The following is a 26,179-nucleotide window of genomic DNA, read 5'->3' on the forward strand; positions in this document are numbered from 1 at the left end:
CTTTGGCACAATTCGCCTTGACCTTTATGTGCGACACTCGCACATTTCGGCCATGGACCTTCGCACCTACCTCTCCCTGAAGGGAGTCACCGCGACCAGTCTGGCCGCCCGGCTGGGGGTCGCGCATACCACCGTTCTCCGATGGGCCGACGGGACACTGAAACCCAAGGCGCAGCACGTGGCCGATATCGTCGCCGCCACCAACGGCGAGGTCACAGCCGCCGAGCTGCGCCCGGACATGGCCCGTGCCTTTCAGCTGGCATCCTGCCCACCTGGCCGGGACGGCGCAGCGGGAAGCGTTGTCCCCCTGCCCGGTTCCAGCCGATGAGCGCGGGCATGTTGGCGGAGGAAGATCTCCGCGCTCTTAAGACGGCCTTCCGCCGGCTGATCGCCGCGGTGGGCGGGCTGGTCGCGGCCTCGGCCTGCGTCCGCGTCTCGCCCTCCCAGCTCGCGCGCTACTACGACCTGAACGACCTCGGCACCTTCCCGCCGCTCGACGTCGTGACGCAGCTCGAGCGCATCACGGGCGATCCCATCGTCGCGGTCGAGCAGGCGCGTCTCACGGGTCATCGCCTGGTGCCCGAGCAGGCCGTGGACAGCGCGACACTGGCAACGGAGGTCGCCGCCTTCGCGCGCGCGGCCGGCGAGGTGCCGGCCGCTCTCTGCGATGCGCTGGCCGATGGCCGTCTGAGCCAGACCGAGGCGAGCGAGATCGGCGGCGTCGCCGCACGACTCTCGGCCAGGTTGGCGCGCATTTCCGTCGCGGCGAAAGCCGCCAGCCACTCGCCCGCCGCCCCCGCGGTGAAGGGCGAGGGGGCGCCCGCCGCGCGCGGCCCGCTGGGCGGGCGCGGCGGCGGGCGCCAGCCCCGGGCAAGCCGCGCATGAAGGCCCGCAGGCGGAGGCAGACCCGAAGCGGTGGCGGCCGGCTCGACTTCGCGGCGATCAATCGGGCGGCGCTACCGCACCTGGAAACGCTCTGTCTGCGCTGGCTGCCGGGCGGCAAGCAGCAGGGCAAGCAATGGCGCTGCGGCGATCTGAGCGGCACGCCCGGACGCTCCTGCAGCGTCCACCTGACCACCGGCAAATGGGCCGACTTCGCGGCCGGCATCTACGGCGGTGACGTCATCAGCCTCGCCGCCGCCATCCACAACCTCAGCCAGGCAGAAGCCGCGCGCAGCATCGCCGAGATGCTCGGGCTCGACTTGGGGGACCACCATGTCTGAACACACGGGAACGCCGAAACGGGGCAGCGCGGACCCCTTCGCACCGCTGAAGATGAACGGGGTGGCGCACCATCCCGCGCCGCCCCCCGACACCAAGGAAGTGTGGGAGCCCACCGCAACGCCGCTGTCCGTGGATCCGCCGGAGGCTGCGGATCTCTTTCACCCCGGCTTCGGGAAGGCGGTTGCGTGCTGGCACTACCGCGACGCCGAAGGGGCGTTGCTTTTTGTCGTCGCGCGCTTCGAACGGCGTGACGGCAGCAAGGTGAAGAAGGACGTCACCCCCTTCTGCCATGGTCGCCGAATGTGGATCGACAGCAAGGGCGCACGGCAGGACCGCACCGGCTGGCACATGAAGGCGCCGCCGGCGCCGCGCCCGCTCTACGGGCTGCCGGCCCTGGCCGCCCGGCCGAAGGCACCGGTGCTGCTGGTCGAGGGCGAGAAGACCGCCGACGCGGCGGCGAAGCTGTTCCCGGACCATGTGGTGATCGCGAGCCAGGGCGGCAGCAAGGCGGCGTCGAAGTCCGACTGGTCGGTGCTCATCGGCCGGGACATCGTCGGCTGGCCGGACCGAGACAAACCCGGCCTTGCCTACATGAACGAGGCGGCAGCTCTCGCCCGGCCGCCTCTCCGCGTCGCGAAGGCGAAAAGCTTCCGGATCGTCGAGGTGCCGCGCGACTGGCCGGAGGGCTGGGACTTGGCGGACCCGCTGCCGGCCGGCGGCTCACCGGAGCTGCTGGCCGAGCTGCTGGCGGAAGCGCAGGACGCCGACCCGCCCCAGCTCCCACCCAACTTCGTCTTCCGGGAAGCGGGGCTCTTCTACGACCAGGCCGCCGCGCTCGATGAGGATCTGCCGCAGGAGCGCATCTTCATCACCGCCCCCTTCGAGGTGGTGGGCGAGGCCAATGACGGGACAGGCATGGATTGGGGCCTGGTCATCCGCTGGCGAGATCGGGACGAGCGGGAGCATCAGTGGAGCGTGCCGAAGCGGTTGATCCATGCCGATGGCAGCCGGATCGCGGAGGAGCTGGAGAATGCCGGCCTGCACTGCGACCCCAGCAGCCGCGCGCGCAATCTGCTGAAGAAGTTCATCGGCGGGGTGCGCAGCAACCGGCGCCGGGTCTGTGTCGATCGCACCGGCTGGCATGTGGCCAATGGGAAACATGTCTTCATCCTGCCAGGCGGCGAGGCCTATGGTCCTGCCGCGAGCACCGTGATCCTCCAGACCGAGCACGCTGGCAGCGACAATGCCTTTCGCGCCGCCGGCACGCTGCAGGAATGGCAGGACAACATTGGCCGGCTGGCCGTCGGCAACAGCCGCCTGGCGCTCGGCATCTGCATCTCGCTGGCCACGCCGCTGCTGGACATCCTGGGCGGCGAGAGCGGCGGATTCCATCTGGTTGGCGAGCCTCGCAAGGGCAAATCCACGATCGCCTATGCGGCCGGCAGCGTCTGGGGCCGCGGAGAGCGTGGCGCCCAGGTTCGCAACTGGAAAGCGACCGGCAATGGCCTTGAGGGGGCCGCGGCCGACACTTCCGACACCGTGCTGATCCTGGACGAGATCGGCCAGGCGCTGGCCAATGAGGTAGCGGACACGGTCTACATGCTGGCCAATGGCAGCGGGAAGCAGCGGGCGGAGAAGAGCGGCAGCGCCCGGCGGGCCCGCACCTGGCGGACGCAGTTTCTGTCGACCGGTGAGATGACCCTAGCGGCCAAGATGGGCGAGGCCGGGAAGCGAATGATGGGCGGGCTGGAGGTCCGATTGGTGAACCTGCCCTCCGACGCCGGCGCCGGCATGGGGGCGTTCCAGAACCTGCACGGCGCCGCGGCTCCGGAAGACTTCGCCAAGCAGATCGAGGCGGCCGCGCGCACCTACTACGGCACGGCGGCCCGCAGCTTTCTGTCGCATCTCGTGCGGGCCCGTGTCAGCGCGCCGGAGCGCCTGATCGAACGAGCCAAGGCGGCGCGGTCCGGCTTCACCAAGAAGCATGTGCCGACCGGCGCTTCGAGCCAGGTGACCAATGTGGCGGAGCGCTTCGCCCTGTTGGGCATCGCCGGCGAGCTCGGGGCTGAGTGGGGCGTTCTGCCGTGGCCGAAGGGAGAGGCGATGGCTGCCGCAGCGGCTTGCTTCCGAGCTTGGCTAGGCGAGCGGGGCAGCGTTGCATCCGGCGACGACATCCAGGCGATCGCCCAGGTTCGATCCTACCTTCTCGCCCACGGCGAGAGCCGCTTCGTTCCGCTGAAGCCCGACTACACCCGCGCCGAGGGCCCCATCATCCAGAACCGGGTCGGCTGGCGCACCCAGGCGGGTAAGACCGGACCCGAGTTCCTGATCGAGAGCGGCCAGTGGGCATCAGAGGTCTGCAAGGGCTTCGACCCGCGCCGGGTGCTCAAGGTGCTTGCGGCTCACGGAGTGCTGGTGCGCCGCAGTGACGGCCGCTTAATCGACAACCAGCATATCCCGGAGGTGGGCAACACGGTACCGGTCTACCGGATCAGCGCCGGCATCTTCAGCATGGAGACCGAGGCCGGCGCCTATGAGCCGGAAGAGCACCGGCAGGGCTGAAATGTGCGGTAAGGGCGGTAAGACGGTAAGACCGTTGATTTTGTTTCGTGTTTTTTCTTACCGGACCTTTGGGAAGACGGTAAGAACGGTAAGACGGTCGCGGAGAAGGCCTGAAATCTTACCGTTCTTACCGACCGCGCCGAGTGACGGTAAGGCGAAAATATCCCGCCTTTTCAATGGTCTTACCGTTCTTACCGTCCTTACCGCCATTTTGGGGTGGTTTCGGGTAATCCCAAGCCGCGGCGGCAATACCCACCGAGATGAGGCGGTGCCTCCCTGACGGCGCAGTGGTGGCCGGCCACGGCACCGCGCACGCGCTGACAGTACCGGCCCCGCGCGTGCTCCAACTGCCATGCCAGCGCAGGCAGTCAGGCGGAGCAAATACCTACTCACGCCTCCGCTCTCTGTGATATTTCTCCTGCCGGCGCCGGGCGGGGGCCCGCCGCCTTGAGGCCCCCTGCATCACCTCTTCGAACCCGAGGAGACCCCGAAAGCCCGTGGATCACGTGGCAGGTTCTGGGGTAGGTCTTCGGATAACCTGGGCTCCCTGCGCGCCGTCGCCACGCCGGCGACATACGCCGCCGCCCCGCCATCGAGCGGCGCCCCAGCCCAGGCACGCCCACTCGTTCTGACATCCGGCGCCGCGGACCTTCCGCCGGCGCCCGCGCGCGCTTGGAGGCGCCCCATGAACATGACTCGCGTCCAGCACCTGGCGGCCGCCCGGCCGCAGGAGCCGATTTATGATGCCGAGGTGGTGCAGTATCGGCTGGAGGAGGCCGGGGCGACGCTGCTGGCCCTACCCTCCAAGGGCTGCCTGCCCGCCGGCTATCGCAGCAACTGGCCCGAGGTCCTGGTGAATGCGGCCGAGGCCTATGGCTACGGCCCCATCACCATCAAGGCGCCGGTGCCGAGCGCGCGGAAGGTGACGCGCATGGACGAGGCCTTCGGCTGGATGAAGCTGGTGCCGGAGGACCGGATCAACCATCGGCGGATCCTGCTGCTGCGGGCGCTGACCAGCCCGATCACGGGGCGGCACCGGCACAGCTGGCGGTCGATCGGAACGATGTTCGGCTGGGACTACCGGGCGGTGCAGCGCTGGCACGCGGAGGGCATCAGCTGGATCGTGATGGCGCTGTACGCGCAGCAATGCGGCGGGGCGGAGTGGGCGCGGGTGTGGCGGGAGGAGCGGGAGGGGCCGGGGAGCCTGGCAACGTCACGCTGCCGCACCTCCTCTTAAAACAAGAAATTGTCGGTAGGTCTATCTCAGCCCCAAAGGTGGACCGAAGCGGCATCATAAAACGTGACTGACAGAGGGTATCCGCTGCCGCGCCTCGTTTGTCGCAGTTGAACCAAGGCGTTTGCCTGCCGGATGGCGGTCTGATTCGGAACTGAGCTGGGGTCGCCATAAAGGCCCACCAAAATATGCCGCATGCCTCCGCTGGCTATGAGTCGAAGAATATGGATATCGTTCTGGGCCAGTGAATGACCAAATATGACAAGCGCATTTCCTGCGGGCTTACAGCAACTTTCAAAGCTACGCAGCGCCTTGTGTAGGTAAGCATTGTGCAAAATTCGCGTCCGCTTACTTGCGCTGGTACCTTCTGCAACAAATAGTGGGTATCGATCCTCGTCAAGCGCTACACGAATTTGGTCAACGATCGGAATGTCAGTTTTTGACCAGGTGTATTTAATTATATCTGTACCTTTGTCGAACAGATGCAGTGCTCCATGCAGATAATGAACGGTCGGGCTATTTGCTTGCTGCCAGGACACGTAGGGTTCATCAGGATCGTCTTCAGGGTGCCGAAAACCGTCGTCAGGACGAAGACTCCGCTCATCGACCTCATTTTGCATCAAAGTCCAATACAAAAGAACGTCGTAGTTCAATGTGAATATATGACCGAATCCATCCAAGAAAGCTCGGCACGCTGCATATTGCTCCGGCTTGATATCGTACGGCCGATCTGGGTGACGTTTAGCAATCGCTGAAACGAGCGCATCTTTTATGGATGCGGCGTCACGGCGGAGATTGGCAGCGAGTTTCTTAAGGTGTGGCCGATACACCTCAACAACGCGCGCGGCATCCTGGAGATACCGGATCACAACTTCGAAATCCCGCGTTCGGAGTGCCTCAAATAGTCTCGGCACGTGAGGTGTTGCAGAAAAATCAGCGTTATCATACAGGGATCCATACGAGAAAATATCTGGCCTCAGGGCTATACTAAACCCGTTCCCCAGCAAGACGTGGCGATGCTTAGCATCAGATATTTTCGCGAGGGCCTCACTAAAGCTGACTATTTTTGTCATTTTGTCCCTGTTTTTATTTTGTATGGCCGCAATATGCTCAAACATCCCCACGAATTTTTGCCAAGGCGACCTACCCGGCGCGCGCTCGTTCAAATTCATCGTGGTCGAAATTATCAATCAGAATAGGGAGCATGATTCGGGTGATGCTTCGTAGCAGATCTGCTGCGGCCTTTGGCATCTCGTCCATGTCTCCGAAGATATGTTCTGCCGCCACGCCATGCCGGTGAGCATGGGGCAAAGCCGTGAGTTCGAAAACAAGCTGGCGCAATAGAGTAGCGCCCCGGGCGACTAGTTTTTGTCTTGTAGAATAGGACTTGATCGGGCGCACGGTATATTGCGGCCTCACTTTTCTCGCAGCTGCTGCGCCAGATTCAAACATAGACTCCGATGCATGCATCGATGAAATCCAGCCACTAACTGGACTGTCCGTCAGGCGCCGCGTTGTGACGCTGTGAGCAAACTCATTGCGGATTTTTCTCAGAAGGTCGAGTTGCGCCTGAGTTTCTTTCGATATCCATCCTAACGCCGCAGCCATGGTGATCCGCGAACTAGCTGTGCCCAAAATTCCGGACGGCTCGAAGATCTTGCCAAGCCCGCCCTTTAGCTTCGAATTCATATTGCGTGTAAGAAGCAACATCATGATGTCTTCCATCAGCGCAAAAATGGTGATGGCAGCACATCTGTCGTCGGCACAATCCCGCACCTCGATCAGGGTTAGCTCTATATCCTGTAGAGGGAGTTCGAGGTCAGCTACCGCTGCGCGAGCTTCCTTGATCTTGTGCTCATAAAGCGCCTTGGCCACTAGCTCAAGTAGATCGCCAGAGTTCGATGAATCTTCCTTGTCCGCTGACACGCCTACATTCATCGGGGTTTCCACCAATAGAGCCTGCCTGAAAGCAAAGGGCTTCCCTGCAGCAGCCGCGCTTTGCACTGGAGCTGATATGCATAAGTAATTTCTTTGAATTGTAGCTTTTTGCCGAAGCGTGCAGCGCCCGCTTTTTGAGTTAGGTTCGGGTCGGGCTAAGCCTTGGCTCAATCAATGGAGAAGCCGCCGCATGAGCTCGCTCGAGCGTCGACGCACGGCTTCATTACAAAGAATGATCCTAGCGTGGCTTGTCGTTCAAGTCTTCGCCTTATTTGGTTCGCCCGCCTGCTGGCCATCGGCAATGATGTCGCGGCGGAGGAACGGGCCGAAGCCGCGCTCGACATGCTGGAGGCGGAGCAGGCGCGCCTGCACCCCGTCATCTGCGCGTCGCGCGCCAGCACATTGGCTGGCCTCGGCGCGCGCGGCCGGTCCCTCACCCAGTGGGCGCCGCATCTTCTGGTGCCGGATGCATCCTGCTGGGCACAACAGGCCACCGCCGCGTTGCTGCGGGATCTGGTGGCGATCGGCGGGAACATGAACGTCATGTCATTTTCCGCTTGATCACCTGGCGGCTTCTACGGTAGCGGAAGCGCCACACTGCCCATCACGCGCCGACCAGCCCTCGGACGTCCGTCCGGGGGCTTCGTCGTTCTGGGTGCCCGGGGGCCGCGGGCTTTCTTCGGCCTGGCTCGTCAGACTCCCGGCGTGTGCCCCGCACCGCCCCCGTCACCGGCGCCACCTTCGCCGCCCGTCCCGCCGTGGCCACCCGAGCCCCCGAACTGGCCACCCGCACCACCCGTGCCGGCGCTTCCACCGGAGACGATGGGCAGGCCACCATCACCACCATGGCCGCCAGTGCCGCCGCCCCCGCCATCGCCGCCATCTGCGCCACTCAGGCCGCCGGCCCCGCCGCTGCCGAACAACAGGCCGCCCGCACCGCCATTCCCGCCGTCGCCACCATCTCCACCCATGCCACCGCCGGTGCCACCCGCGCCGCCGGTGCCGAACCACAGCCCGCCAACGCCGCCATTGCCGCCATTGCCGCCGGTGCCCGCCTCGCCACCCTCGCCGCCCGCTACGCCGAAGCCGCCGCTCCCGCCGGCGCCGCCGCTTCCGCCGAACAGGTAGCCATCCTCGCCGCCGGTCGGAACCGTCGACGGGTCGCCGGCCTGGCCGCCAACCACCCCCTCCAGCGCCGCGTCGTCCAGGGGCTCAGGTGTTGAGATACTGGTCTGCGACTTTGTCATGGTGCTGCATCCGCCTGGCTTCTTCGACGGCTATCACAGGGCACCGGCGAGCCGGAATTACGCTCTCGCTCTCCCCGCCATAGGCTGAGCCTTCGTCCCCGTCGCATAACGGCGTCGGCTGTGACGCCAGCAGGCTGGCCCGCGCATCTGTACCAACCTAGTCAACGGACGTTTGCGGATGGAACACCCGTAGAATGCCCCGTCCCCGGCTCAGGGCGCCCGTACAGGGCCCGGCCGGCGGACCGCTCTTCATCGCCTACTATCGCGTCTCGACCGACCAGCAGGGCCGCAGCGGCCTGGGGCTGGACGCTCAGAAGGCCGCGGTGGCCACCTTCGTCGCTTCCAATCCCCTCGGCCGCCTGGTCGCGGAGTTCGAGGAAGTGGAAAGCGGCAAGCGGGTGGATCGGCCGCAGCTCGCCGCCGCCCTTGCCGCCTGTCGCGCCCGACGCGCTGTGCTGGTCATCGCGAAGCTCGACCGCCTGGCGCGCAACGCGCGCTTCCTGCTCTCCGTCGTCGAGGGCGTCGGCGATGCGGGCGTCGCCTTCTGCGACCTGCCGCAGATCCCGCCAGGTCCGACCGGCAAGTTTCTGCTGACCCTGCTCGCCGCGGTCGCCGAGCTCGAGGCCGGGCTGATCAGCCAGCGCACCAAGGCGGCGCTCGCCGCGGCGAAAGCACGCGGCGCAAAGCTCGGGGGGCCGCGCATCGTCCGCGGCTTCGACACTGCCACATCCCGCGCCGGCCGAGCGGCGCAGACCGAACGCGCTGCAGCGTATCACCGCGACGTATGGCCCTACATCGAAGCCGCCAGAAAGGCGGGTGCCACATCGCTCCGAGATATCGCTGCAGCGCTTACCGCCCGCGGCGTTCGGCCTCCCTCGGGTGGGGAGGTCTGGCACGCATCGCAGGTGAAGCGCCTGCTGAATCAAGGGAACCAGAGCTGATGCCGACCGCCAGGAAGTCGCCCGCCCGCAGCAAGGCCGCCGCCGCCGCGCCGCCGGTGACGCGGCCGCAGATCCTCGACCGCAAGGTCATCGCCGACGCCGGCACCTATGCGGTGAACAAGGCGGAGATCGATCGGCTGACCGCGGAAAACGAGGCGCTGAAGGGCACGCTGCTGCACGCCATGGGCCCGCATGAGAGCGTCATCGCCGGCAATCGCGTGCTGACGCGCAGCACCCATGCCGGCACGCCGGCGACCGAGAATGTGGTGATCACCAAGACCATGATCGGCCAGATCATCCCCGGCAAGAAGGGCCGCAAGGGCTACACCACGTTGACCGTGCAGTAGCGCTACATGGACGCGAAGGTGCGTGCGGACTTTCGACCCCTGACGCGCCGACTGGATGACCTGGCGCGCAGCCAGGTGCCATTCGCGACGGCGCGCGCGCTGACCGACATGGCGCAGGCCGCCGCGGTGGCGAATCGCCGCGCGCTACCCAGCGTCTTCGACCGGCCAACACCTTTCACCCGCAACAGCATCGCGGCGACGCCGGCGAAGAAGAGCAACCTGGTCGCGCGTGTCTTCGTGAAGGATCGCCAGGCCGAGTACCTGCAGCTGCAGGAGACGGGCGGCACGCGAAAGCCCGAGCCGTCGAAGCAGGGCGGCACCGGCAAGGGCCGGGCGCTTATCATGCCGAAGGCGATCGCGCGGAATGCGTTCGGCAATATCCCGCGCCGCGGCCTCGCCGCGCTGCAGCGCCGCAAGGACGTCTTCGTCGGCAAGACGGCGTCCGGCGCCGGCGGCTTCTTTCGGCGCCTGGCCAGCGGCGCCCTGCAACCGCTCGCGCTGTTCATCGGCCAGGCCCGCTACAAGCCGCGCTTCGGCTTCCGAGATCGCGCGATCAAGGTCGCCCAGGCCACCATGACGCCGGCCTTCCGGCAGGCGCTCGCGAAGGCCATGGCCACGGCACGGCGCTGAGCCTCTATCCGGCCTTCGCGCCTTTGTACCCGTACTGCTCGAGCCTCTTGCGCGCCTTCGCTAGCTCCTCTTCTTCGAAGAGTGAGTGCCACTCCGGGTGATCGATCACCATGGCTTCGACCGTGAGGTCTAACCGCCCCCTCTCCCATAGGGCCGTGTAGCCGTCCGACACGTTGGGTTCATTGATGAGCTGCTTCGCGGTCCGAAGGCCACGCTTATCGAGCAGCATGCCGAGGAATATGGTGGCGTTGTACTTCGCCTCCGAGCGCGCCCGCTTGTAGATGTTCATCATCGCAGCATCGAATCGCTCTTCGAGCGTGGGCATGCCATTTCTCCCAGGCGTGGCGCTGGCCGAGACCTTCCACGAGAGAGGAAGCGTCTTCGACCGCTCCGTCAATTGCCTTGCGGGGGGCGCCTCACCTCTGCCGACAACAGAGGGGAGTGCAGCCTACCCCCCCCCCCCCGGTCTGGGTCCTTCCTGCCCCCCACCCCCCGCACGGGATGCTTCGCACCCCGACGCATCCCCAGCTATGGGTGAAAAAAGGTGTCCGCACCCCTGTCCGCACCCCCGGAAGACGGCATCTCCATCCGCGAGTTCGCGCGGCGCGAAGGGTGCAGTGACCGGCTGGTGCGGCGCGCCGTCGAACAGGGTAAACTCCATGCGCTGTCGAACGGGAAGCTAAATCCTGACCTCGTCGGAACCGGCTGGCGGCACGGCAATCGGCACCCCGCGGCAGGTGCGGACAGGGGTGCGGACACCGTGTCCGCAGTGTCCGCACCCCTGTCCGCACTGTCCGCACCCGCCGAGGCGCTCGAGCCGCAGCCGCAGGGCGGCGCACTGCGGCGCCGCCGCCGGCGCGCCGAGCCCGATGCCGAGGACGAATCCCTCGACCTCGACGCCTTCGCCCGCCGCGTCCTCGCCGGCGACGCCCCCGACCTGGCGCAGTCCGAGAAGGTCAAAGCCGCCGCCGCCGCGCTCAAGGGCATGGTCGCGGCCCGCAAGGCCGCGGGCGCCGTCATCGACATCGAGCTCGCCGAGCAGGTCCTCTTCAACTGCGCACGTGCGGCGCGCGATGCCTGGCTGAACTGGCCGGCCCGGGTCGGGCCGCTGCTGGCCGCCGACCTCAACCTCGAGGCGGATCGCGTCTCCGAGGCCCTGACCCGCTATGTCCACGAGCAGCTCGAGGAGCTCGGCGAGCCCGAAGCCGATTTCACCGCACCCGGCGAGCCCGACTGACCGCCTCGCCCGTGCCTGGCGCCGCGGCCTGACCCCGCCGCCGCGGATCTCCGTGCCCGAATGGGCCGACCGCTACCGGCACCTCGCCAAGGGTGCCGGCTCTCGCTCCGGCCGCTGGCGCACCGCGACCGTCGAGGTGGCGCGCGGACCGATGCTCGCGGTGACGGAACCGGGCGTGCACACCATCAGCGCCATGGTCTGCACCCAGCTGATGAAGACTGCGCTGCTGGAGAACGTCTTCGGCTACTTCGCCCATCTCGACCCGTGCCCCATATTGCTGCTGCAGCCGAAGGAGGCCGCGGCCGAGCAGTTCTCGAAGGAGCGCATTACGCCCATGGTGCGCGCCACGCCGGTGCTGCGCGATCTGGTCGGCTCGTCGAAGACCCGAAACGCCGAGGAGACGCTTCTCTTCAAGAGCTTCCCCGGCGGCTTCCTGGCGCTTGCCGGCGCCGGCTCGCCCGACAACTTGGCGCGCCGCCCCATCCGGGTGCTGCTCTGCGACGAGGTCGACAAATACGTCGTCACCCGCGAGGGCGAGCCGATCGACATCGCTGAGGAGCGCCTCGCCAGCTTCGACCTGAACTGGCTGTCGCTGCGCGCCTGTTCGCCGACCGTCGAGGGCAGCAGCCGCATTGAGGCGGCGGAGGCCGCCAGCGACCAGCGCCGCGCCTCCCTGGCCTGCCCGCATTGCGCTCATCGGCAGTTCCTGGACTTCTTCCGTCACGTCCATTGGGACAAGCCGGGGGGCGTTCACCGGCCAGAGACGGCGCGGATCTACTGCGAGGCCTGCGGTACCGGCTGGAGCGAGGGCGACCGCCTGCGGGCGCTCGCCACGGCCCGGTGGCACCAGACGCGGCCCTTCACCTGCTGCGGCGAGCGCCAGGCGCCCCTGGACGCCTACGAGGCCCGCTGGCGCGCCCTGCCAAAGCAGGGCGGCACGGAGGCCGCGGTGGAGGCCACATGGCAGTGGTGGGCCGGCCGGCGCCACGCCGTCTACCGTGCCACCTGCCGGCACTGCGGCACCTGGGCGGTGCCGAACAAGCATGCGGGGTTCCAGGCCTCGAAGCTCTACTCGCCCTGGCAGCGCGACAAGCCGGCTGACGTTGCGGCGAAGTGGCTGGCGGCGCAGGGCGATGAAGAGAAGCTGCAGGTCTGGTGGAACACCCAGGCGGCCAGGCCCTACCGCCAGCACACCGGCAAGGCGCTGGCGCTGGATGCGCTGATCCGCCGCGCGAAGAACTGGCCCGGGGTGGTGCCGGAGGGTGTGGCGGTGCTGACCGCCGGCCTCGACGTGCAGCAGGATTGCGTGGTGCTGGAGCTGGTGGGCTGGGGCCACCACGAGGAATCCTGGTCCATCGCCTATGAGGTCTTCGAGGGCGACCCCGGCAGCCATGCGCTGTGGGACCAGGTCGACGCCTATCTGCTGCAGCGCTTCCACCGCGATGACGGCCGTCCCTTCGCGATTGAGGCTGCCTGCATCGACACCGGCGGCCACCACACCCAGAAGGTCTACGCCTTCTGCAAGGCGCGGCTGGGCCGGAAGATCTGGGGCATCAAGGGAGAGAGCGCGCAGAAGGGGGCGCGCAACCCGGTCTGGCCGACCAAGCGGCCGACGCCGGCGCACAAGGCGAGCTACCGACCGATCATCCTGGGCGTGAACAGCGCGAAGGACGTGATCCGCAACCGCCTGGCGTTGGAGGAGCCCGGACCGGGCTTCATGCATGTGCCGGCGACGCGGGATCTCGGCTGGTACCAGCAGTTGACGGCGGAGCGGCTGATCACGTTGAAGTCCGGGGTAAGCCGGTACCGGGTGTGGGAGCCGATCCCGGGACGGCGGAACGAGGCGCTGGACTGCCGGGTCTATGCCTATGGCGCGCTGTGCGGGCTGCTGCACTTCGGGCTGCAGCTGAACCGGCGGGCGGATCTGGTGGCGGTAGCGTATCGCGAACCGAGGGTTGAGCAGGCCGTCCAGACACAACCTGCACCTATCCTCCAGATCAAACCGCGTTCTGGGCGATGGTTAAGCTAAATCGTGGTTCGACTGAAGGAACGATCGCCCGCATCCGACCAGATGCGGCCTTCGTGCTCTGGCCGCCGCGTTGAATCTTGAAATCAATGCGTACACGCTCGCAAGCATCACACAAGTGGCGGCTCAGCGCCCGAAGCTTTCGCAGTGATCGGCTAGGTTGAGGAATAGCTTCGTCAGTACGACGGCGTCGCGCCTGCACGATGGCTACATCGCGTGGCCAGGCGGCCGCGTTTTCACCACTTCACAGGCCATGCGCGCTGCCTCCCTGCTGCTGTGAGCGCGTCAAGGGCCGCGCTCACAGCAGGAGGGAACTTCAGTCCCGCCCGGCCCCCGCTTTCCAGGCGTCGACAAGGCGTCCGAACTCGGTTTGGAGACGCTCCAGCGCCTCAGTGACCTGCTCCTCCGGTCGCCATGCCTCCGGCGGGATATCCTCAGGATCGCCAAAAATCTCCTGCTGCGGGTCGTCCCCTGTCCGCGGCGATTCGTCGGCTGCGCATTCTGAGAGCGGATCAACGCTGTCGAGGCCCACCGACGCTTCCTGCCCTCTGTCATGGCCAGAGGGGCTCGCGGAGCCGACAAACTTGAGGCGGATCAGGGATGCTAGATTACTGGGTGTCTCAGGCGTAATGGCCGCCGCCCACCAGGCGAGTTGCTCGCGCAGGTCAAGTTCCTCGGGCGACAGGGCGGCCTCCTCGGCGGGCGCCACCTCGCGCACCGCTCCGGCCCGCGTCAGGAGAATGCCACCGACAACGACCCTCGCCATGCTGTCGAAGAGGTCCGCTAGCAATCCTTCGAGTCCTCCTCGGCCGCGGTGGGGAAACCAGGGGCTACGGTCTGCCCGCAGGCCAGCGAGCAGGTCGATAGCCTCTCGGCAAGAACCAAGCGGATCAGCCGCCTCGTGCAGATCATGGCGGCGTTCCCATAGACGCAGGATTAGGTCCGCTGCGCGCTCCTTCGCTCCCGCCTTCGCGTCGCCGCTCGCGGCTTCCGCCTCAGCGATGATTTCGGCCAGATGGTGAGCCATCCAGCGCTCCAGCGTCGCGCTCCGATCATCGAGGTCAAGATTGCAGACGAGCGCTCGACCAAGATCCAAAATGTCCTTCTGCGATATCGAGGGTTCCGTCGGCGGCGAGCCGGTAGAGCCTGTCAAACCGTTCCTGCGGCGGGTCGACGTCTTCCTCGCCAGCGTATCGTCGGGTTCTGCGGCCACGGCGCCTTACCTCCACCTCGATAATCAGATCCAGTCTCTCGTGCTGTAGGAACTCTTGAAGCTGCTCACCATGCGCCAGCAGCCTCCAGCCTGCCGAGCAGATATCGGACTCATACTGTTCGTCATCCCGGACTTTTTCTCCCCACGCTTCAAAGACAAACATGGGCTTGGTCGCACCGGGGCGCGACCATCGTGCTGCCCCGGAAGCGTCCCGTATGAGGCCGCTTGCATTGAAGACGCGCGCGCCGGGCGCCATCATGACGTAACGTGCCTGGCCACGGAACGGATCGTGCTCGTCGATACCGTCGCCCCGATCAGGGCGGACGAGCCACCCTAGAAGCTGATAAGGCGGATCGCCGAACTCGAACTCACCCTCCCCCTCCAGAGGCAGTTTGTAATCCCAAGAATCGTCGATAGTCTGCAGCGCCCTCAGCAGCGCGGGGGCTGTCGAAGGGTCAACAAGTGCGCTGGCGACAACGCCTTCTTGGTAGCGATCGGGGCCAGTCGTCTCCTCGTGGCCAGCTACCGTGACGTAGCCCTCGCGCTCAGGCGGGATCATAACCACCTGGTGATCCGACTCACGGACCGCAGCAACCCACTCTGCAAGTGGTTCTGAGGCAAGCGTCCAATGTCGTGAGTGCAGCGGCACAGGCACACGCAGTTCTGCTGCCCACAGGGGAGGCTCCGCCAACTGCTCCCGCAGAACCTTATAGTCGAGGGCGTGAAAGTCATCCGGCTCGCCTTCCGCCAGTGGCACTGACTTCACCAGCTCGCCTGCAGCACACCACATAGCGTGCCACTCGAGATGGGTGCGTAGGTCTTCAATGATGGGCCGGGATCCCTGCCTGTGCCTGTAGGCCGAGTATTCACGATCTTGCCGCAGCCTCCACGGCAGCAGAGGTGCGGAGCGCACACTCTCTTCGGGCCAACCCCAGACATCCACAATCCAACGTTCGGCAATGTCGAGGAATTGGGCGCCAACGGGCTCGGCAAATGCGTACCAAAAGGGTGCGTACCAGTTCTTGACCGTGTCCATTCCGTCAAAGCCGAAACGGCGGCCTTCACGCGATCGCACGCGGTACGCGTCCTCGCGTGAATATCGGTTCTCCGCTTTGACGGCGGGCAGCGCCGACCTGTTCACCGCGGCAAGCTCGACGGCCTCCTGCGGAGATATGGGCAATGAGCAGGCAGCCACCAGCTTCAAGCAAGCGTCTCTTGCAAAAGCGCGAAGAAGAAGGTGAGGAAATTGGTCGTCAAGCGCCATAGCCATTAGAGCCGAAGCGGCTGCAACTACCTTGTCGGGACGCTCGGCGGCGACGCGGTCGAGCGTGACGGTGGCCCATAGCCTAGCCGCTAGCGGATAGTATGCGGGCGGCGGGCCGGAAAACTCGAACTCCTCGAGCCGTCCGAACGCCCGCACGAAGCCGTTGACGGATCGAAGGTCGCCGGTACGGGAAATGCGAAGCACCGCATGTGCGGCCCGCCACCGGATGCGGATGTCGGGGCATCCCAACTTTGCCATTAGAAAGCGGCCTATGGCGCCGCCTGAGTCCTCGGGAATCCCTTGTGGCGACACACGCTCCAGGTCGACGTGCCGGATCCGCGAAGCGAGACGGTCGACGTACCACTCGAGCAGGGAAGCAACGGATGGCGCCGGAAGTAGATCTGCGATGAGCCCGACGTGCCCAATTAGTGCCTCAGGCCCAAGGGCTTCGACGTGCGCCTGCACGGCCCCAAGCAAAAAGTCGCGCCGGTCGTCGTGGTCCATCCCCGTCCTGGCGAGCAACGGGTTGATCTCGTCCGTACCGTAAGGCAGCCCCGGAGCCAGGGCAGGAAGCAAGTCCCGAAGCAAGCCTGGCAGCGACTTTTCGCACCAAGCGTTCACCGCTGGGTTGTCCCAGGCGCCTAGGGTCTCGATCAGCGCCTTGGCCAGCTCCGCGTCCCCGTACTCCTCACCAAGGGCGGCGACCGCATCCAGGTGGCGCGTACGTAACCGTAATGGAACGACAGCCCTGGCATCCGAAAGGATTGACCTAAGAGGTACGTAGACTGGTGCCTCTCTAGCTCGCGCTGATTGCCTGATCATGCGTATGGCCGCGGCAAGGGTCGCGCTGTTGGTCGTCACCTCAGGGGTCCATGCATACGCAGCGGCCCCCGCGTCGCCCTGACGCGGCTCAGCCACGCAGGATTCCTTCCGAGGGGGCACCAGCCCTTGCCTGAACCGCTCCCGGTCGACGAGGGCCCGGGCCAGCTGCCCAATCTCGCCCTCAGGCGCCGACCGAATGTTTTCCGAGGCATCCGGCCGGCCTGGACGGAGAAGCATATCCCGGGCGGCCTCCTCGCGGAGCGCCCACTGAGTTACCGCCGGTAGCCCTAGCGACGCACGGAGGCTCTCCTCTACCAGATCGTGGTCAGTCTCTAGGCACAGGGAAAGCCCTGCGACCTCGCCCGGCGTGAGGCAGCCGTCTACCAAGCCGATCCTAAGCACCGATGGTAACGTTTCTCCAAGCTCGACAAGACCCCGCGCCTCCCATCGCGAGGCGGCGGCGAGCGCGATTGGCTGGTCCAGCCTCGCCAGAGCCGTACTGGCCTCTGGCCAAGGGAAGTGGTCGTCACCCTCAAGCCGCACGGCCGCGTCGGCAACCACCTCGCCGAGGCGTAGGGCCATTGCGCGCCTGTCAGGCACTGCCCTGCAGGCGTGCCGGACCAGCTTTTCGACGAGGATGAGCTGACCGCGGATCTCGGTGTCGAGTTCGCCCGCGGCAGTCACGGCCATCTGGAAAACAGCCCCAGCGTCTTCTGGGCTGATGGGCCCGAGGAGACGCGCATGTGCAACTAGGCTTTCCGATTTGGATTGGGACCCGAGCCGCAAGTCGCGCGTCGCCGATGCGGAGGACACGAGCGATGTGATGAGGGAGTCGTGGAGCTCTGGCCGCAGCGAAAGCCGCGACACTAGGGCTGCGTCCGGGACAGCCTCGCCTCCGGTCCAGGCGCCGTAGACCGCCATTGCCACCTCGCGGAGCGTGCCTGGTACGTGACCCGCCGCTAGCAGTGTCAAAAGATTCCGCGCCACGAAGGACCGCGTGACATTAAGGCCGGGCTCGCGATCTAGCCGCCACCTCTCTTGTTCAAGCGATCTCGTGGCAATCCGGAGAGCGACAATGGCACCGTCGCCAACGTCCAGCCCAGCGAGGGCGCAGGACACGGCGGCGTAAGAGGGGAATATAATCCGAGCCAAGTCCACCATCTCACGGTCGTGGCGCTCTGAGTAATCGTTGCTTGAGGCCCGGCTTTTTCCTTCCTTCGCCACCTCTCGCCGCGGCTCGAAGACGTCCGATGCCTTGGGACGACGTCCGGACCTCGCCTCCAGCAGCGCATAAGCGCGGAAAACCGCATCGAGCCGCAACGAGTTCGAGGCGTGGTGGCGATCGATGCGTCGCCTGTCAGCCTGGAGCAGGCGGGTAAGGATTACGTCGACGGCCCTGCACGCCGGAGCCCGCGCGGTGAGGATCTCGCAGCCCGTGAGCAGCAGATCGATGAGGCGCGCGGGTCGTGCATCCCGCTCCAGGTAATTGTCGAGGTCTTTACCGCCTTGCAGCAGCCGGGAAAGGCGTAGCAGCCCGGCTTCTAGGGCCGCTTCATCCACGTCCCGACCCGCTAGGGCCAGCGGAACACGGAGGAAGGCACCAGCCAGCGGTCCCAGTTGGCCTGATGCAAGGAGTGCCTCCAGATCGGCCATCCGGCCGTCGGCGATAAGTCTGGGAGGCAACTGCAGCGCGACGTCAGCGTGCACGCTGCGCGGCGACCAACGCTTAAGCTGCCGCAGGGCGGCGACAGGACCGCGCATTTTCAGTGCAGCTTCAATGTCTGCCGCCACGGCCTCAGAATCGATTGGCCACGGCCTCGATCGCTCCGGCACATCTTGGCGGGTCAGCTGCCTCGCCTGGTTCCAAGCAGCGATGGCGCGACGGTCCTCTCGGTACGAGAGTGCGTCACCGCGCTCGGCGTGCACAACGAGCCGGTGATACAGGAGGCGGCCGTGGCCCCACCGGTAGTCGGGATCGGATAGCAGGAGCCGACCCACGGTGTCGGCGGCGAACCGGGCGGCAAGGTCAGGGTTACCAGCGAGTAGATTCTGGAGCGCCTCGTCCTTTCGGTGGCCTTCTGCCCCAATCAGCAAGTAGCGCAGAGCCCTGGACGGCTCCCCTGCGGCTCGCGACGCAGCAACAGCTAGGCTCAGTCGTTGAACCTCTACCTCTCGCTTCTGGATCGGGTCTCTCACCGCTGATGGCACCGGCTCCCGCTCGACTAAGTCGAGCAACTCCTTGAAGTACTCTGCAGCTGCCAATGCCGGGGCGAGCTGAATTGCTGCGTACGCGTCGGTTGCAGCTCGTGACAGGAGCCAGATTACTGCTCGCTTCCGCACTCCTGCGAGCTCCGGCTTGCCGCGCTCACGGACGAAGGTCTCGAAGTCCTCGTCTGCAAGTGCCGCGGCGTTCCCATCGAGACGCACGCCGGGTGCGAGGTCGCGGCAGACATCCCGGACCTGGTGTTCATTCGTCTCGAGCACAGCTGCCAATGCGGCAAGCGGAACCGGTCGGGCGAGCGCGATTAGGCCTGCACAGACAGCGCCAACCTCTCCAGCGCCGCCGTTCTTGGCGATCGCCTCGCGGAAGCGCTCCTCAAAGACCGCGTCAAGCGACTTGCCGGGGCGTAGTCGGGCAAGCGGAGCGTCTCTGTCCTCTGCACCACCCTCGAACGCATAGGCCTGCACCCTCGGGATGCCGCCGGATAGTGCGTGAAACTCGTCAATCCACTCCGGGCTGTGGGCCGTCCCGCGGCGTTGATACACAAATTCCGCTGTCTCTCCCAGTTCGAAAGCCGGAAGGAACGACGTCAGGTAGTTATCGGGCAGCCCAAGCAAATCCAGGCGCCCGGTGCGGGCGGTTACGATGAACCGAACGTTCGCAGGGAGCGACTTCAACAGGACAAAGTCGTGCACGAACGACGGCTCCTGCAAAGGTCGCTCGCGGGCTGCCGTGACGGAGTTGTCCGCTGCATCGACTGCCACGACCAGAAGCGCATCGGAACTGCGGGCCGCAAGCACTGTCGCGGCCCGACGGAGCCGCTCCATGAACATTCGCGGGAAGTCCGTTGCGCCGTGGCGACGCAGAAGCAAAGGCAGGCGGAGGCGCGCTGCAATCTCGTTTGCTAGCTGGGTGAACGCGTCCGCTGGGTGGTGTCGGAGCTCGGACGGCTCAAGGTAGCGACCGCCGCCGTAGCAGTCGAAAATCACTATCAGCGACCCCTCCGGCAGATCGTTCTCGATCTGCCGGAGGGCAGTGGTTTTGCCGACGCCGCCCTCGCCGTGGACGCAGACGAACTGCTTATCGGCGAGGAAGCGGCTTGCCTGGTCGACAGCGGCGCGCCGCACGATCTTGTCCGTGGGCTTTAAGTCGGGTGGGCAAGGGAACAGTGCGTGGCGGTCGGACGCCCCGAGTGCTTGTAGCATAACGCCCTCCCGCGTGATTGGGGAGCGGTCGTGCTCCGGCAGCATGCGCTGGCGGACAAACTGCCGTAGCATGAGCGTGTCGGCTCGCGCATCGTCGTCGGACCACTCCGCCATAGCGCGCAGCACCCGATCCTCTAGCGCAAACCGGGAGCCGGTGCTGGAGACCAGGTCGATGCAGGCGGCGAACTCGCGGAACTGATCGGCTGTCAGGCCTGACGCTTGAAGAAGCTTCGCTTCATCGGTCTTGTCGTTCCCTTGAGGCATGGACGCGGTAGCGGAGGGATCCGCGGCCGACCGATCGAACGCCAACTTTAGCTCAGGGGCGATCGGCTGGTTAGTGACGAGCGCGACCTCCGGTGGAGGCTTACCTGGCCGGAGCGCGCTCATCTCTAGCCACGCCTTCGCCATCCGGGAGAGAACGGAGCCGTCGCCGGCCACGCGTGCCGGTGAGGTACCCGGCTTGGACCCCCTTTGCGCCGGCACCTTGCTGGAAACCTGTCTGCCGCTCGCTGCCGTCTTTGCCGGCGGGCGCACGTAGGTCAGCCTCGCCACGGTCCAGGGCGTGTCCGGACTAGAGCCAGAATACTTCAGCTGCTCCAGCCGCACGCGCTCGGCCGAAGTGGCGCCGACCCCACCAAAGTAGAGGGTGCAGTCCACTCCGTCCCAGGTGTCGGCTGCGCCGGGCTCCAGGGTGCCCTCGAGCGCCACGGCCTCCAGACCTCCCTCGGCGTTCAGTAAGCCGATGGCCTGACGGGTCGCCCACAGCTCATGGAAGTCGTCGCCTGTGTTTGAGCCTCGTGCGCCTCTGTAGTCGGCCAATCTGCCCCTCCACGTTTAGCGCCAACGATGCGGCGGCACCCGGCGCGCGCTACCTGAGCCAGTACCAACGATAAGCTACGGCCGTTCCGACCCCGCCGACAGGTGCCGCAGGCTCTCGTCGGAACAAAAGGCTTGGGTGAGAGGTAACTTCGATGTTCGCTTAACCCGGTGGGCAAAACATTCCGTCGCCCCCCCCGCCGGCGGCCGGTATCCGACCAAAGCCGCTGATCCAGCACTTCCCTGAGCGACCCCAGGAGCCCATGCCCCCAACCATCACCACCGGGATCTTTGCGGGCATGACGCGCGAGGACCTCACGGCCACCCGTGCCAAGCTCCAGCAAGCCCTCCTCGACCTAGCCATGGGCGAAAAGACCGTCTCGGTTGGCTACGCCGCCGGCGGCCTCTCCTCGCGCACCGCCACCTTCACCGCCGCCGATGAGGCCCGCATCCGCGGCCTGATCCGACAGATCAACACCGCCCTGGGCGAACCACGCCGGGCGCTCGACGTGGTGTTCCGATGAAACGCGCCCGCTCCGCCGGCCAAGTCCTGCGCGCCCGTCGCCTGCGCGCCCAGGCCGGCGGCGTGCCGGGCGGCATCGGCGGCGCCTTCGCCTATGACGCGGCGAACCTGTTCAGCCAGGAAAGCGCCACCTGGCAACCCTGGCTCCGCTCCCCCGACGGGGAGATCAACTACGACCGCGACCGCATGGTCGCCCGCTCGCGCGACCTCATCCGCAATGACGGCTGGGCCACCGGCGGCGTCACGCGCATCCTCGACAGCGCCATCGGCAGCCAGTTCCGCCTGGTGGCGAAGCCCGACTACCGCGCGCTAGAACGCTTCTCCCCCGGCTTCGACGCCAGCTGGGCCGATGACTTCGGCCGCGTGGTCGAGGCGGAGTGGCGCATGTTCGCCGACGACCTCGGCCGGCACTGCGATGCCGAGCGCCAGCAGACGCTGACCCAGATGTTCTGGGTTGCGCTGCGCCACAAGGTGATCGACGGCGACAGCCTCGCCTGCCTGCTCTGGACGCCGGAGCGCATCGGCGCCGGCGGCGCGCGCTTCAGCACCTCCGTCCAGCTGATCGACCCCGACCGCCTCTCCAACCCCTACGCCCAGATGGACACGCTGACCCTGCGCGGCGGGGTGCAGCTGGATGGCGCCGCGGCGGCCGCGGTCGGCTACCACATCCGCCAGGCGCATCAGGGCGATGTCTTCGGCGCCGTGCAGTCCATGCGCTGGGACTACTTCCCGCGCGAGACGAACTGGGGCCGCCCCATCATCGTCCACGACTTCGACAGGGAACGAGCCGGCCAGCACCGCGGCACCGGCATCCTGACGCCGATCCTGGCGCGGATGCGCATGCTCTCCCGCTACGACCAGGCGGAGCTGCAGCAGGCGCTGCTGCAGACGGTCTTCGCCACCGTCATCGAATCCCCGCTCGATCGCGAGGACCTCGCGCTGGCCACCGCCGGCGACGAGATGATCGGCGCCTACCAGCAGCTGCGCGGCGAGCACCATGCGGCGAACCCGCTGATGATCGGCGGCGTGAAAGTGCCGCACCTGGCGCCAGGCGAGACGCTGAAGAGCCAGAGCGCCACGCGCCCGAATAGCGGCTTCGAGGCCTTCCAGTCGGCCGTGCTGCGCGCCCTCGCGGCCGCCACGGGCCTGTCGGCCGAGCAACTGACCTGGGACTACAGCAAGACGAACTACAGTAGCGCCCGGGCGGCGATGCTGGAGGCGTGGAAGACGGCGATCCGCCGGCGGGACTGGTTCGCGATGGGCTTTGCCAACCCGATCTACGGCGCCTTCCTGGAGGAGGTGTTGGAGCGCGGCCTGGCTCCCCTGCCACGCAATGCGCCGCCCTTCGCCGAGATGCGCACGGCCTATGCCCGCTGCCGCTGGATCGGCCCGGGGCGCGGCTGGGTGGACCCGGTGGCGGAGCGGCAGGGCGCGGTGCTGGGCATGGAGGCTGGGCTGGGCACCCTCGAGGACGAGGCGGCCGAGCAAGGCCGCGACTTCGAGGAGAACCTGGATCAGCGGGCGCTCGAGATCCGCATGATGCAGGAGCGCGGCATTCCGCTGCCCACCTGGGCGGCCGGTTCGCCGAACCGCCCGGCGGAGAAGCCGTAGCACCTCCCTGACCGACCATCGCCTGCACCCCAAGGGCAGCCCAGCGGCTGCCCTTCTTGTTTCCGGAGCGCCCGTGACCCGCTTCCCCCACCTGTCGCAGCGCCTCTTCAACACGCCCATCGCCATACATCCGGCGAAGGCCGAGGTGGTGATGGCGGCGCTGGCGGATCGGCTCGGCATCGCCCGCCTATTCAGCGCCGGCCAACTAGTCGCCCTGCGCCCGCAGGCCTTCGACGAGGACGAGGCCGCCGTGCAGCGCGGCCCGCGCCAGGATGACGCCAAGGGCTACCGCATCGTCGGCGGCGTCGCGCTGATCGAGGTCAGCGGCACCCTCGTCCAGAAGCTCGGCACGCTGCGCCCCTATTCCGGCATGACCGGCTATGACGGCATTCGCCTGAACCTGCTGGCCGCACTGCGCGATGCAGAGGTTCAGGCCATCGCCTTCCTGATCGACAGCCCGGGCGGCGAGGTCGCCGGCTGCTTTGACCTGGCCGACACCATCCACAGCCTGCGCGGCGAAAAGCCGCTCTGGGCCATTCTCGACGAGAACGCCTACTCCGCCGCCTATGCCCTCGCCTGTGCCTGCGACCGCATCACCGTGCCTCGCACCGGCGGCACCGGCAGCATCGGCGTCATCGGCATGCATGTGGATTTCTCGGAGGCGCTGTCGCAGTCCGGTATTACCGTGACGATGATCCGCTACGGCGAGCACAAGGCCGAGGGCAACCCCTACGAGAAGCTCGAGGCAGCGGCGCGTGCCCGCATGCAGGCGGATATCGACACGATGGGCGAGCTCTTCGTCGAGACCGTCGCCCGCAACCGTCGCCTGAAGGCCTCCGCCATCCGCGGCACCAAGGCCGAGACCTTCCTCGGCGCCGCCGGCGTCGCGGCCGGCCTGGCGGATGCCGTGCAGTCACCCGACCAAGCCTTCGGCGCGCTGTTCCGCAGCCTGTAGCGCCGCCCACCCCTCCACCCCGACGAGGTTTCGATGTCCCGTTCCCGCAAGCCCGCGGGCGCGCCGCCCGCGCGCGCCACAAAACCCCGCAAGCGCGCCGCCGCGGAGGCGCTGCCCTTCGCCCATCTGATCGGCGCCGACGCCGTCACCGCCTCCGGCAATCGGACCGAGGAGGATGAGCGCGACGACGACAAGGACGAGGATCGCCGCGACGCCGCGGAGGATGACGACGACGAGGACAAGGACCGCGCCGCCGAGGATGACGAGGGCGACGACGACAAGGACCGCGCCGCCGAGGACGAGGAGGACGACGACAAGGCCGAGGATGACGAGGAGGAGGAGGATAAGCCCAAGGCCTCCGCCGCAGCCCGCCAGGCCGCCCGCGCCGCCACCAAGGCCGAGCGGGCCCGCTGCCGCGCCATCTTCACCTCGAAGCACGCCGCCGGTCGCGTCGCCGCCGCCTGCAGCCTGGCCTTCGACACCGGCATGTCCGCCAAGGCCGCCATCTCCGTTCTGAAGACCCTGCCGCGCGAGAGCGCCGGCACCGCCGCCGGCGGCTCCCTGGCCGAGCGCATGGCCACGCTCGGCGCGCCGCGCCCCACCGGCACCGCGCCCGCCCCCTCCGGCCGCCAGGCCATCACCAGCTCCTGGGATGCGGCCGCGCAGCGCGCCGGCATCGCCCGGAAGTAAGCGAGGATCCCGATGCCCAGCCCCGTCCTGAATGAAGGCTTCTACGCCGGCGCCTTCCTGATCTCCGAGGCCAATGGCCACCTCTCGCGCGAGGTGGTGACGATCAACAACGGCGGCGGCAGCGAGCTGGTGCTGCAGGGCGGCCTGGTGCTGGCGCGGCTGACCGCCGACAGCTCCTACGTCCCCTACGACAATGCCGGCTCCGACGGCAGCGAAGCGGCCCGCGCCATCCTGTTCAACCCAGTGCTGATCCCGGCCGGCGCGTCCCGCAAATGCACCGTCATCGCCCGCCTGGCCGAGGTGAACGCCTCCGAGCTGGTCTGGGCCGATACGGTCGACGCCGCCGGCATCACCGCCGGCCTCGCCGACCTGGCCGCCGCCTTCATCATCGGCCGCTGAGCCACGCGCCGCGCGCCCTGGCCTGGGAACCCCATCACCATGACCATCATGAACCTGTTCCGGACGGACGCCTTCACGGCGCTGGAACTGACCTCCTATGTCGACCGCTACCCCTATGCGCCGACCGGCCTCGGCAGCCTCGGCGTCTTCGAGGACAAGCCGATCCGCACCACGGCCCTGGCCGTGGAGGAGCGCAACGGCCAGCTGATCATCATCCCCACCTCCGATCGCGGCGCGCCCCTCAAGCAGCGCACGACCGAGAAGCGCAAGATGCGCTACTTCGAGGTGCCGCGCCTGGCCCATGCCGACACCATCCGGTCCGCCGAGCTGCAGAACGTGCGCGAATTCGGCCAGGAGACGGTGCTGATGCAGCTGCAGACGGAGGTGGCGCGCCGCCTCTCCGGCCCCACCGGCCTGACCATGAACATGGAGGTGACCTGGGAGCTGCATCGCCTCGGCGCAGTGCAGGGTATCCTGCTCGATGCGGACGGCTCCACGCTGTTCAACTGGTTCACCGAATTCGGCGTGGCGCAGCCGGCGGAGCTCGGCTTCGACCTGACCGGCACGCAAACCGCCGGCACGCTGCGCAAGAAATGCGCGAAGGTGGTGCGGCAGATGATGCGCGCGGCGCAGGGCGCCTGGACGCCGAGCACCCGTGTGCAGGCCATCGTCGGCGACGACTTCTGGGACGAGCTGGTGGCGCATCCCGACGTGGTGCAGACCTACGTCAACTGGAACGCCGCGGTGGAGCTGCGCGGCGGCACCGCCTTCCAATCCATGCCCTTCGGCGGCATCGACTGGATGAACTACCGCGGCACCGACGACAACACGACCATCGCCGTGCCGGCCGACAAGGCGAAGTTCTTCCCGGTCGGCGCGCCGGGCGTCTTCGAGCGGGCGCTGGCGCCCGGCGAGAGCTTCGACTGGGTGAACACCCCCGGCAAGCCGATCTACATCCAGCCGATCATCGACCGTGACCGGAACGCCGAGTTCACGGTCGAGGCCTATTCCTACCCGCTGCACATCTGCACGCGGCCGGGGATGCTGCAGCGCGCGCGCAAGGGCGCCTGACGC

At 66.9% G+C, this 26,179-nt stretch carries 23 protein-coding genes; 18 read left to right on the forward strand and 5 right to left on the reverse strand.

Going from position 1 to position 26,179, the window contains the following annotated elements; translation table 11 throughout:
• Nucleotides 1–52 precede the first annotated feature (52 nt).
• The 5 genes from ACTIF1_RS18685 to ACTIF1_RS18705 all read left to right on the forward strand — a co-directional run bounded on the left by ACTIF1_RS18685 (nt 53) and on the right by ACTIF1_RS18705 (nt 5,023).
• Nucleotides 53–328, forward strand: coding sequence for a transcriptional regulator (locus ACTIF1_RS18685; protein ID WP_439597966.1), 276 nt, complete (start codon nt 53–55; stop codon nt 326–328).
• On the forward strand, nt 325–885 hold the full coding sequence (locus ACTIF1_RS18690; RefSeq protein ID WP_439597967.1) for a hypothetical protein: 561 nt from the start codon (nt 325–327) through the stop codon (nt 883–885). Before ACTIF1_RS18685 ends, ACTIF1_RS18690 begins: the two co-directional genes overlap by 4 nt.
• The gene (locus tag ACTIF1_RS18695; RefSeq protein WP_439597968.1) at nt 882–1,223 is read left to right on the forward strand and encodes a hypothetical protein; all 342 of its coding nucleotides are present in this window, start codon (nt 882–884) and stop codon (nt 1,221–1,223) included. Before ACTIF1_RS18690 ends, ACTIF1_RS18695 begins: the two co-directional genes overlap by 4 nt.
• Nucleotides 1,216–3,786, forward strand: a complete 2,571-nt coding sequence (locus ACTIF1_RS18700) for a DUF927 domain-containing protein (RefSeq protein ID WP_439597969.1) — start codon at nt 1,216–1,218, stop codon at nt 3,784–3,786. Before ACTIF1_RS18695 ends, ACTIF1_RS18700 begins: the two co-directional genes overlap by 8 nt.
• Nucleotides 3,787–4,471: 685 nt before the next feature.
• Nucleotides 4,472–5,023: a DUF6362 family protein gene (locus tag ACTIF1_RS18705; RefSeq protein ID WP_439597970.1), complete on the forward strand. Its 552-nt coding sequence runs from the start codon at nt 4,472–4,474 to the stop codon at nt 5,021–5,023.
• A 26-nt stretch (nt 5,024–5,049) separates the two neighbouring features.
• On the opposite strand, the gene ACTIF1_RS18710 is transcribed toward ACTIF1_RS18705, so the two are convergent.
• Nucleotides 5,050–6,192 (reverse strand): DUF4917 family protein, encoded by a 1,143-nt coding sequence (locus ACTIF1_RS18710; RefSeq protein WP_439597971.1) that lies wholly within the window; start codon nt 6,190–6,192, stop codon nt 5,050–5,052.
• On the reverse strand, nt 6,164–7,024 hold the full coding sequence (locus tag ACTIF1_RS18715; RefSeq protein ID WP_439597972.1) for an MltR family transcriptional regulator: 861 nt from the start codon (nt 7,022–7,024) through the stop codon (nt 6,164–6,166). Before ACTIF1_RS18715 ends, ACTIF1_RS18710 begins: the two co-directional genes overlap by 29 nt.
• A gap of 108 nt (nt 7,025–7,132) precedes the next feature.
• Between ACTIF1_RS18715 and ACTIF1_RS18720 the strand changes: the two genes are divergently transcribed.
• From ACTIF1_RS18720 to ACTIF1_RS18740, 5 genes are all read left to right on the forward strand, one after another.
• Nucleotides 7,133–7,519 (forward strand): hypothetical protein, encoded by a 387-nt coding sequence (locus ACTIF1_RS18720; RefSeq protein WP_439597973.1) that lies wholly within the window; start codon nt 7,133–7,135, stop codon nt 7,517–7,519.
• Between the two features lie 146 nt (nt 7,520–7,665).
• A complete protein-coding gene (locus ACTIF1_RS18725; RefSeq protein WP_439597974.1) occupies nt 7,666–8,181 on the forward strand; it encodes a hypothetical protein in 516 nt (171 codons plus the stop codon).
• A gap of 218 nt (nt 8,182–8,399) precedes the next feature.
• Nucleotides 8,400–9,146, forward strand: a complete 747-nt coding sequence (locus ACTIF1_RS18730) for a recombinase family protein (RefSeq protein ID WP_439597975.1) — start codon at nt 8,400–8,402, stop codon at nt 9,144–9,146.
• Complete coding sequence (locus ACTIF1_RS18735; RefSeq protein ID WP_439597976.1) at nt 9,146–9,493, forward strand: hypothetical protein; 348 nt, start codon at nt 9,146–9,148, stop codon at nt 9,491–9,493. The genes ACTIF1_RS18730 and ACTIF1_RS18735 overlap by 1 nt, the downstream gene beginning before the upstream one ends.
• Nucleotides 9,494–9,499: 6 nt before the next feature.
• Entirely contained in the window at nt 9,500–10,123 is a 624-nt protein-coding gene (locus ACTIF1_RS18740; RefSeq protein WP_439597977.1) for a hypothetical protein, read from the forward strand.
• Nucleotides 10,124–10,127: 4 nt separating this feature from the next.
• Here ACTIF1_RS18740 and ACTIF1_RS18745 read toward each other — a convergent pair whose 3' ends face one another.
• Nucleotides 10,128–10,448: a hypothetical protein gene (locus ACTIF1_RS18745; protein WP_439597978.1), complete on the reverse strand. Its 321-nt coding sequence runs from the start codon at nt 10,446–10,448 to the stop codon at nt 10,128–10,130.
• A gap of 219 nt (nt 10,449–10,667) precedes the next feature.
• On the opposite strand from ACTIF1_RS18745, the gene ACTIF1_RS18750 reads away from it, so the two are divergent.
• Both ACTIF1_RS18750 and ACTIF1_RS18755 read left to right on the forward strand, forming a co-directional pair.
• Nucleotides 10,668–11,360 (forward strand): hypothetical protein, encoded by a 693-nt coding sequence (locus ACTIF1_RS18750; RefSeq protein WP_439597979.1) that lies wholly within the window; start codon nt 10,668–10,670, stop codon nt 11,358–11,360.
• A 52-nt stretch (nt 11,361–11,412) separates the two neighbouring features.
• Nucleotides 11,413–13,389, forward strand: coding sequence for a phage terminase large subunit family protein (locus ACTIF1_RS18755; RefSeq protein WP_439597980.1), 1,977 nt, complete (start codon nt 11,413–11,415; stop codon nt 13,387–13,389).
• A 313-nt stretch (nt 13,390–13,702) separates the two neighbouring features.
• Here the strand turns inward: ACTIF1_RS18755 and ACTIF1_RS18760 are convergent, their stop codons facing one another.
• Together ACTIF1_RS18760 and ACTIF1_RS18765 are read right to left on the reverse strand one after the other, a co-directional pair.
• Nucleotides 13,703–14,482 carry a hypothetical protein gene (locus ACTIF1_RS18760; protein WP_439597981.1) on the reverse strand — a complete coding sequence of 260 codons (780 nt, stop codon included), beginning with the start codon at nt 14,480–14,482 and terminating at the stop codon, nt 13,703–13,705.
• Nucleotides 14,448–20,930, reverse strand: a complete 6,483-nt coding sequence (locus ACTIF1_RS18765) for an AAA family ATPase (RefSeq protein ID WP_439597982.1) — start codon at nt 20,928–20,930, stop codon at nt 14,448–14,450. The genes ACTIF1_RS18760 and ACTIF1_RS18765 overlap by 35 nt, the downstream gene beginning before the upstream one ends.
• A gap of 260 nt (nt 20,931–21,190) precedes the next feature.
• Here ACTIF1_RS18765 and gpW point away from each other — a divergent pair, with 260 nt between their 5' ends.
• The 6 genes from gpW (at nt 21,191) to ACTIF1_RS18795 (ending at nt 26,176) form a co-directional block, all read left to right on the forward strand.
• Nucleotides 21,191–21,451 (forward strand): gpW family head-tail joining protein, encoded by a 261-nt coding sequence (gpW, locus tag ACTIF1_RS18770; RefSeq protein ID WP_439597983.1) that lies wholly within the window; start codon nt 21,191–21,193, stop codon nt 21,449–21,451.
• The gene (locus tag ACTIF1_RS18775; protein WP_439597984.1) at nt 21,448–23,061 is read left to right on the forward strand and encodes a phage portal protein; all 1,614 of its coding nucleotides are present in this window, start codon (nt 21,448–21,450) and stop codon (nt 23,059–23,061) included. The genes gpW and ACTIF1_RS18775 overlap by 4 nt, the downstream gene beginning before the upstream one ends.
• 73 nt (nt 23,062–23,134) lie before the next feature.
• Nucleotides 23,135–24,016: a S49 family peptidase gene (locus ACTIF1_RS18780; RefSeq protein ID WP_439597985.1), complete on the forward strand. Its 882-nt coding sequence runs from the start codon at nt 23,135–23,137 to the stop codon at nt 24,014–24,016.
• Between the two features lie 33 nt (nt 24,017–24,049).
• The gene (locus ACTIF1_RS18785) at nt 24,050–24,706 is read left to right on the forward strand and encodes a hypothetical protein (RefSeq protein ID WP_439597986.1); all 657 of its coding nucleotides are present in this window, start codon (nt 24,050–24,052) and stop codon (nt 24,704–24,706) included.
• 12 nt (nt 24,707–24,718) lie between these two features.
• Complete coding sequence (locus ACTIF1_RS18790) at nt 24,719–25,105, forward strand: head decoration protein (protein WP_439597987.1); 387 nt, start codon at nt 24,719–24,721, stop codon at nt 25,103–25,105.
• Between the two features lie 39 nt (nt 25,106–25,144).
• Nucleotides 25,145–26,176, forward strand: a complete 1,032-nt coding sequence (locus tag ACTIF1_RS18795; RefSeq protein WP_439597988.1) for a major capsid protein — start codon at nt 25,145–25,147, stop codon at nt 26,174–26,176.
• Nucleotides 26,177–26,179: the final 3 nt, after the last annotated feature.

This window comes from Falsiroseomonas sp. (genome assembly GCF_051860665.1).
GTDB lineage: Bacteria > Pseudomonadota > Alphaproteobacteria > Acetobacterales > Acetobacteraceae > Falsiroseomonas.

What these genes read in the sequence shown, in the direction of transcription:
- ACTIF1_RS18685 (WP_439597966.1), top strand. Translation starts at nt 53, where the DNA reads ATGGACCTTCGCACCTACCTCTCCCTGAAGGGAGTCACCGCGACCAGT.
- ACTIF1_RS18690 (WP_439597967.1), top strand. Translation starts at nt 325, where the DNA reads ATGAGCGCGGGCATGTTGGCGGAGGAAGATCTCCGCGCTCTTAAGACG.
- ACTIF1_RS18695 (WP_439597968.1), top strand. Translation starts at nt 882, where the DNA reads ATGAAGGCCCGCAGGCGGAGGCAGACCCGAAGCGGTGGCGGCCGGCTC.
- ACTIF1_RS18700 (WP_439597969.1), top strand. Translation starts at nt 1,216, where the DNA reads ATGTCTGAACACACGGGAACGCCGAAACGGGGCAGCGCGGACCCCTTC.
- ACTIF1_RS18705 (WP_439597970.1), top strand. Translation starts at nt 4,472, where the DNA reads ATGAACATGACTCGCGTCCAGCACCTGGCGGCCGCCCGGCCGCAGGAG.
- ACTIF1_RS18710 (WP_439597971.1), bottom strand. Translation starts at nt 6,192, where the DNA reads ATGAATTTGAACGAGCGCGCGCCGGGTAGGTCGCCTTGGCAAAAATTC.
- ACTIF1_RS18720 (WP_439597973.1), top strand. Translation starts at nt 7,133, where the DNA reads ATGGAGAAGCCGCCGCATGAGCTCGCTCGAGCGTCGACGCACGGCTTC.
- ACTIF1_RS18730 (WP_439597975.1), top strand. Translation starts at nt 8,400, where the DNA reads ATGCCCCGTCCCCGGCTCAGGGCGCCCGTACAGGGCCCGGCCGGCGGA.
- ACTIF1_RS18735 (WP_439597976.1), top strand. Translation starts at nt 9,146, where the DNA reads ATGCCGACCGCCAGGAAGTCGCCCGCCCGCAGCAAGGCCGCCGCCGCC.
- ACTIF1_RS18740 (WP_439597977.1), top strand. Translation starts at nt 9,500, where the DNA reads ATGGACGCGAAGGTGCGTGCGGACTTTCGACCCCTGACGCGCCGACTG.
- ACTIF1_RS18745 (WP_439597978.1), bottom strand. Translation starts at nt 10,448, where the DNA reads ATGCCCACGCTCGAAGAGCGATTCGATGCTGCGATGATGAACATCTAC.
- gpW (WP_439597983.1), top strand. Translation starts at nt 21,191, where the DNA reads ATGCCCCCAACCATCACCACCGGGATCTTTGCGGGCATGACGCGCGAG.
- ACTIF1_RS18775 (WP_439597984.1), top strand. Translation starts at nt 21,448, where the DNA reads ATGAAACGCGCCCGCTCCGCCGGCCAAGTCCTGCGCGCCCGTCGCCTG.
- ACTIF1_RS18785 (WP_439597986.1), top strand. Translation starts at nt 24,050, where the DNA reads ATGTCCCGTTCCCGCAAGCCCGCGGGCGCGCCGCCCGCGCGCGCCACA.
- ACTIF1_RS18790 (WP_439597987.1), top strand. Translation starts at nt 24,719, where the DNA reads ATGCCCAGCCCCGTCCTGAATGAAGGCTTCTACGCCGGCGCCTTCCTG.
- ACTIF1_RS18795 (WP_439597988.1), top strand. Translation starts at nt 25,145, where the DNA reads ATGACCATCATGAACCTGTTCCGGACGGACGCCTTCACGGCGCTGGAA.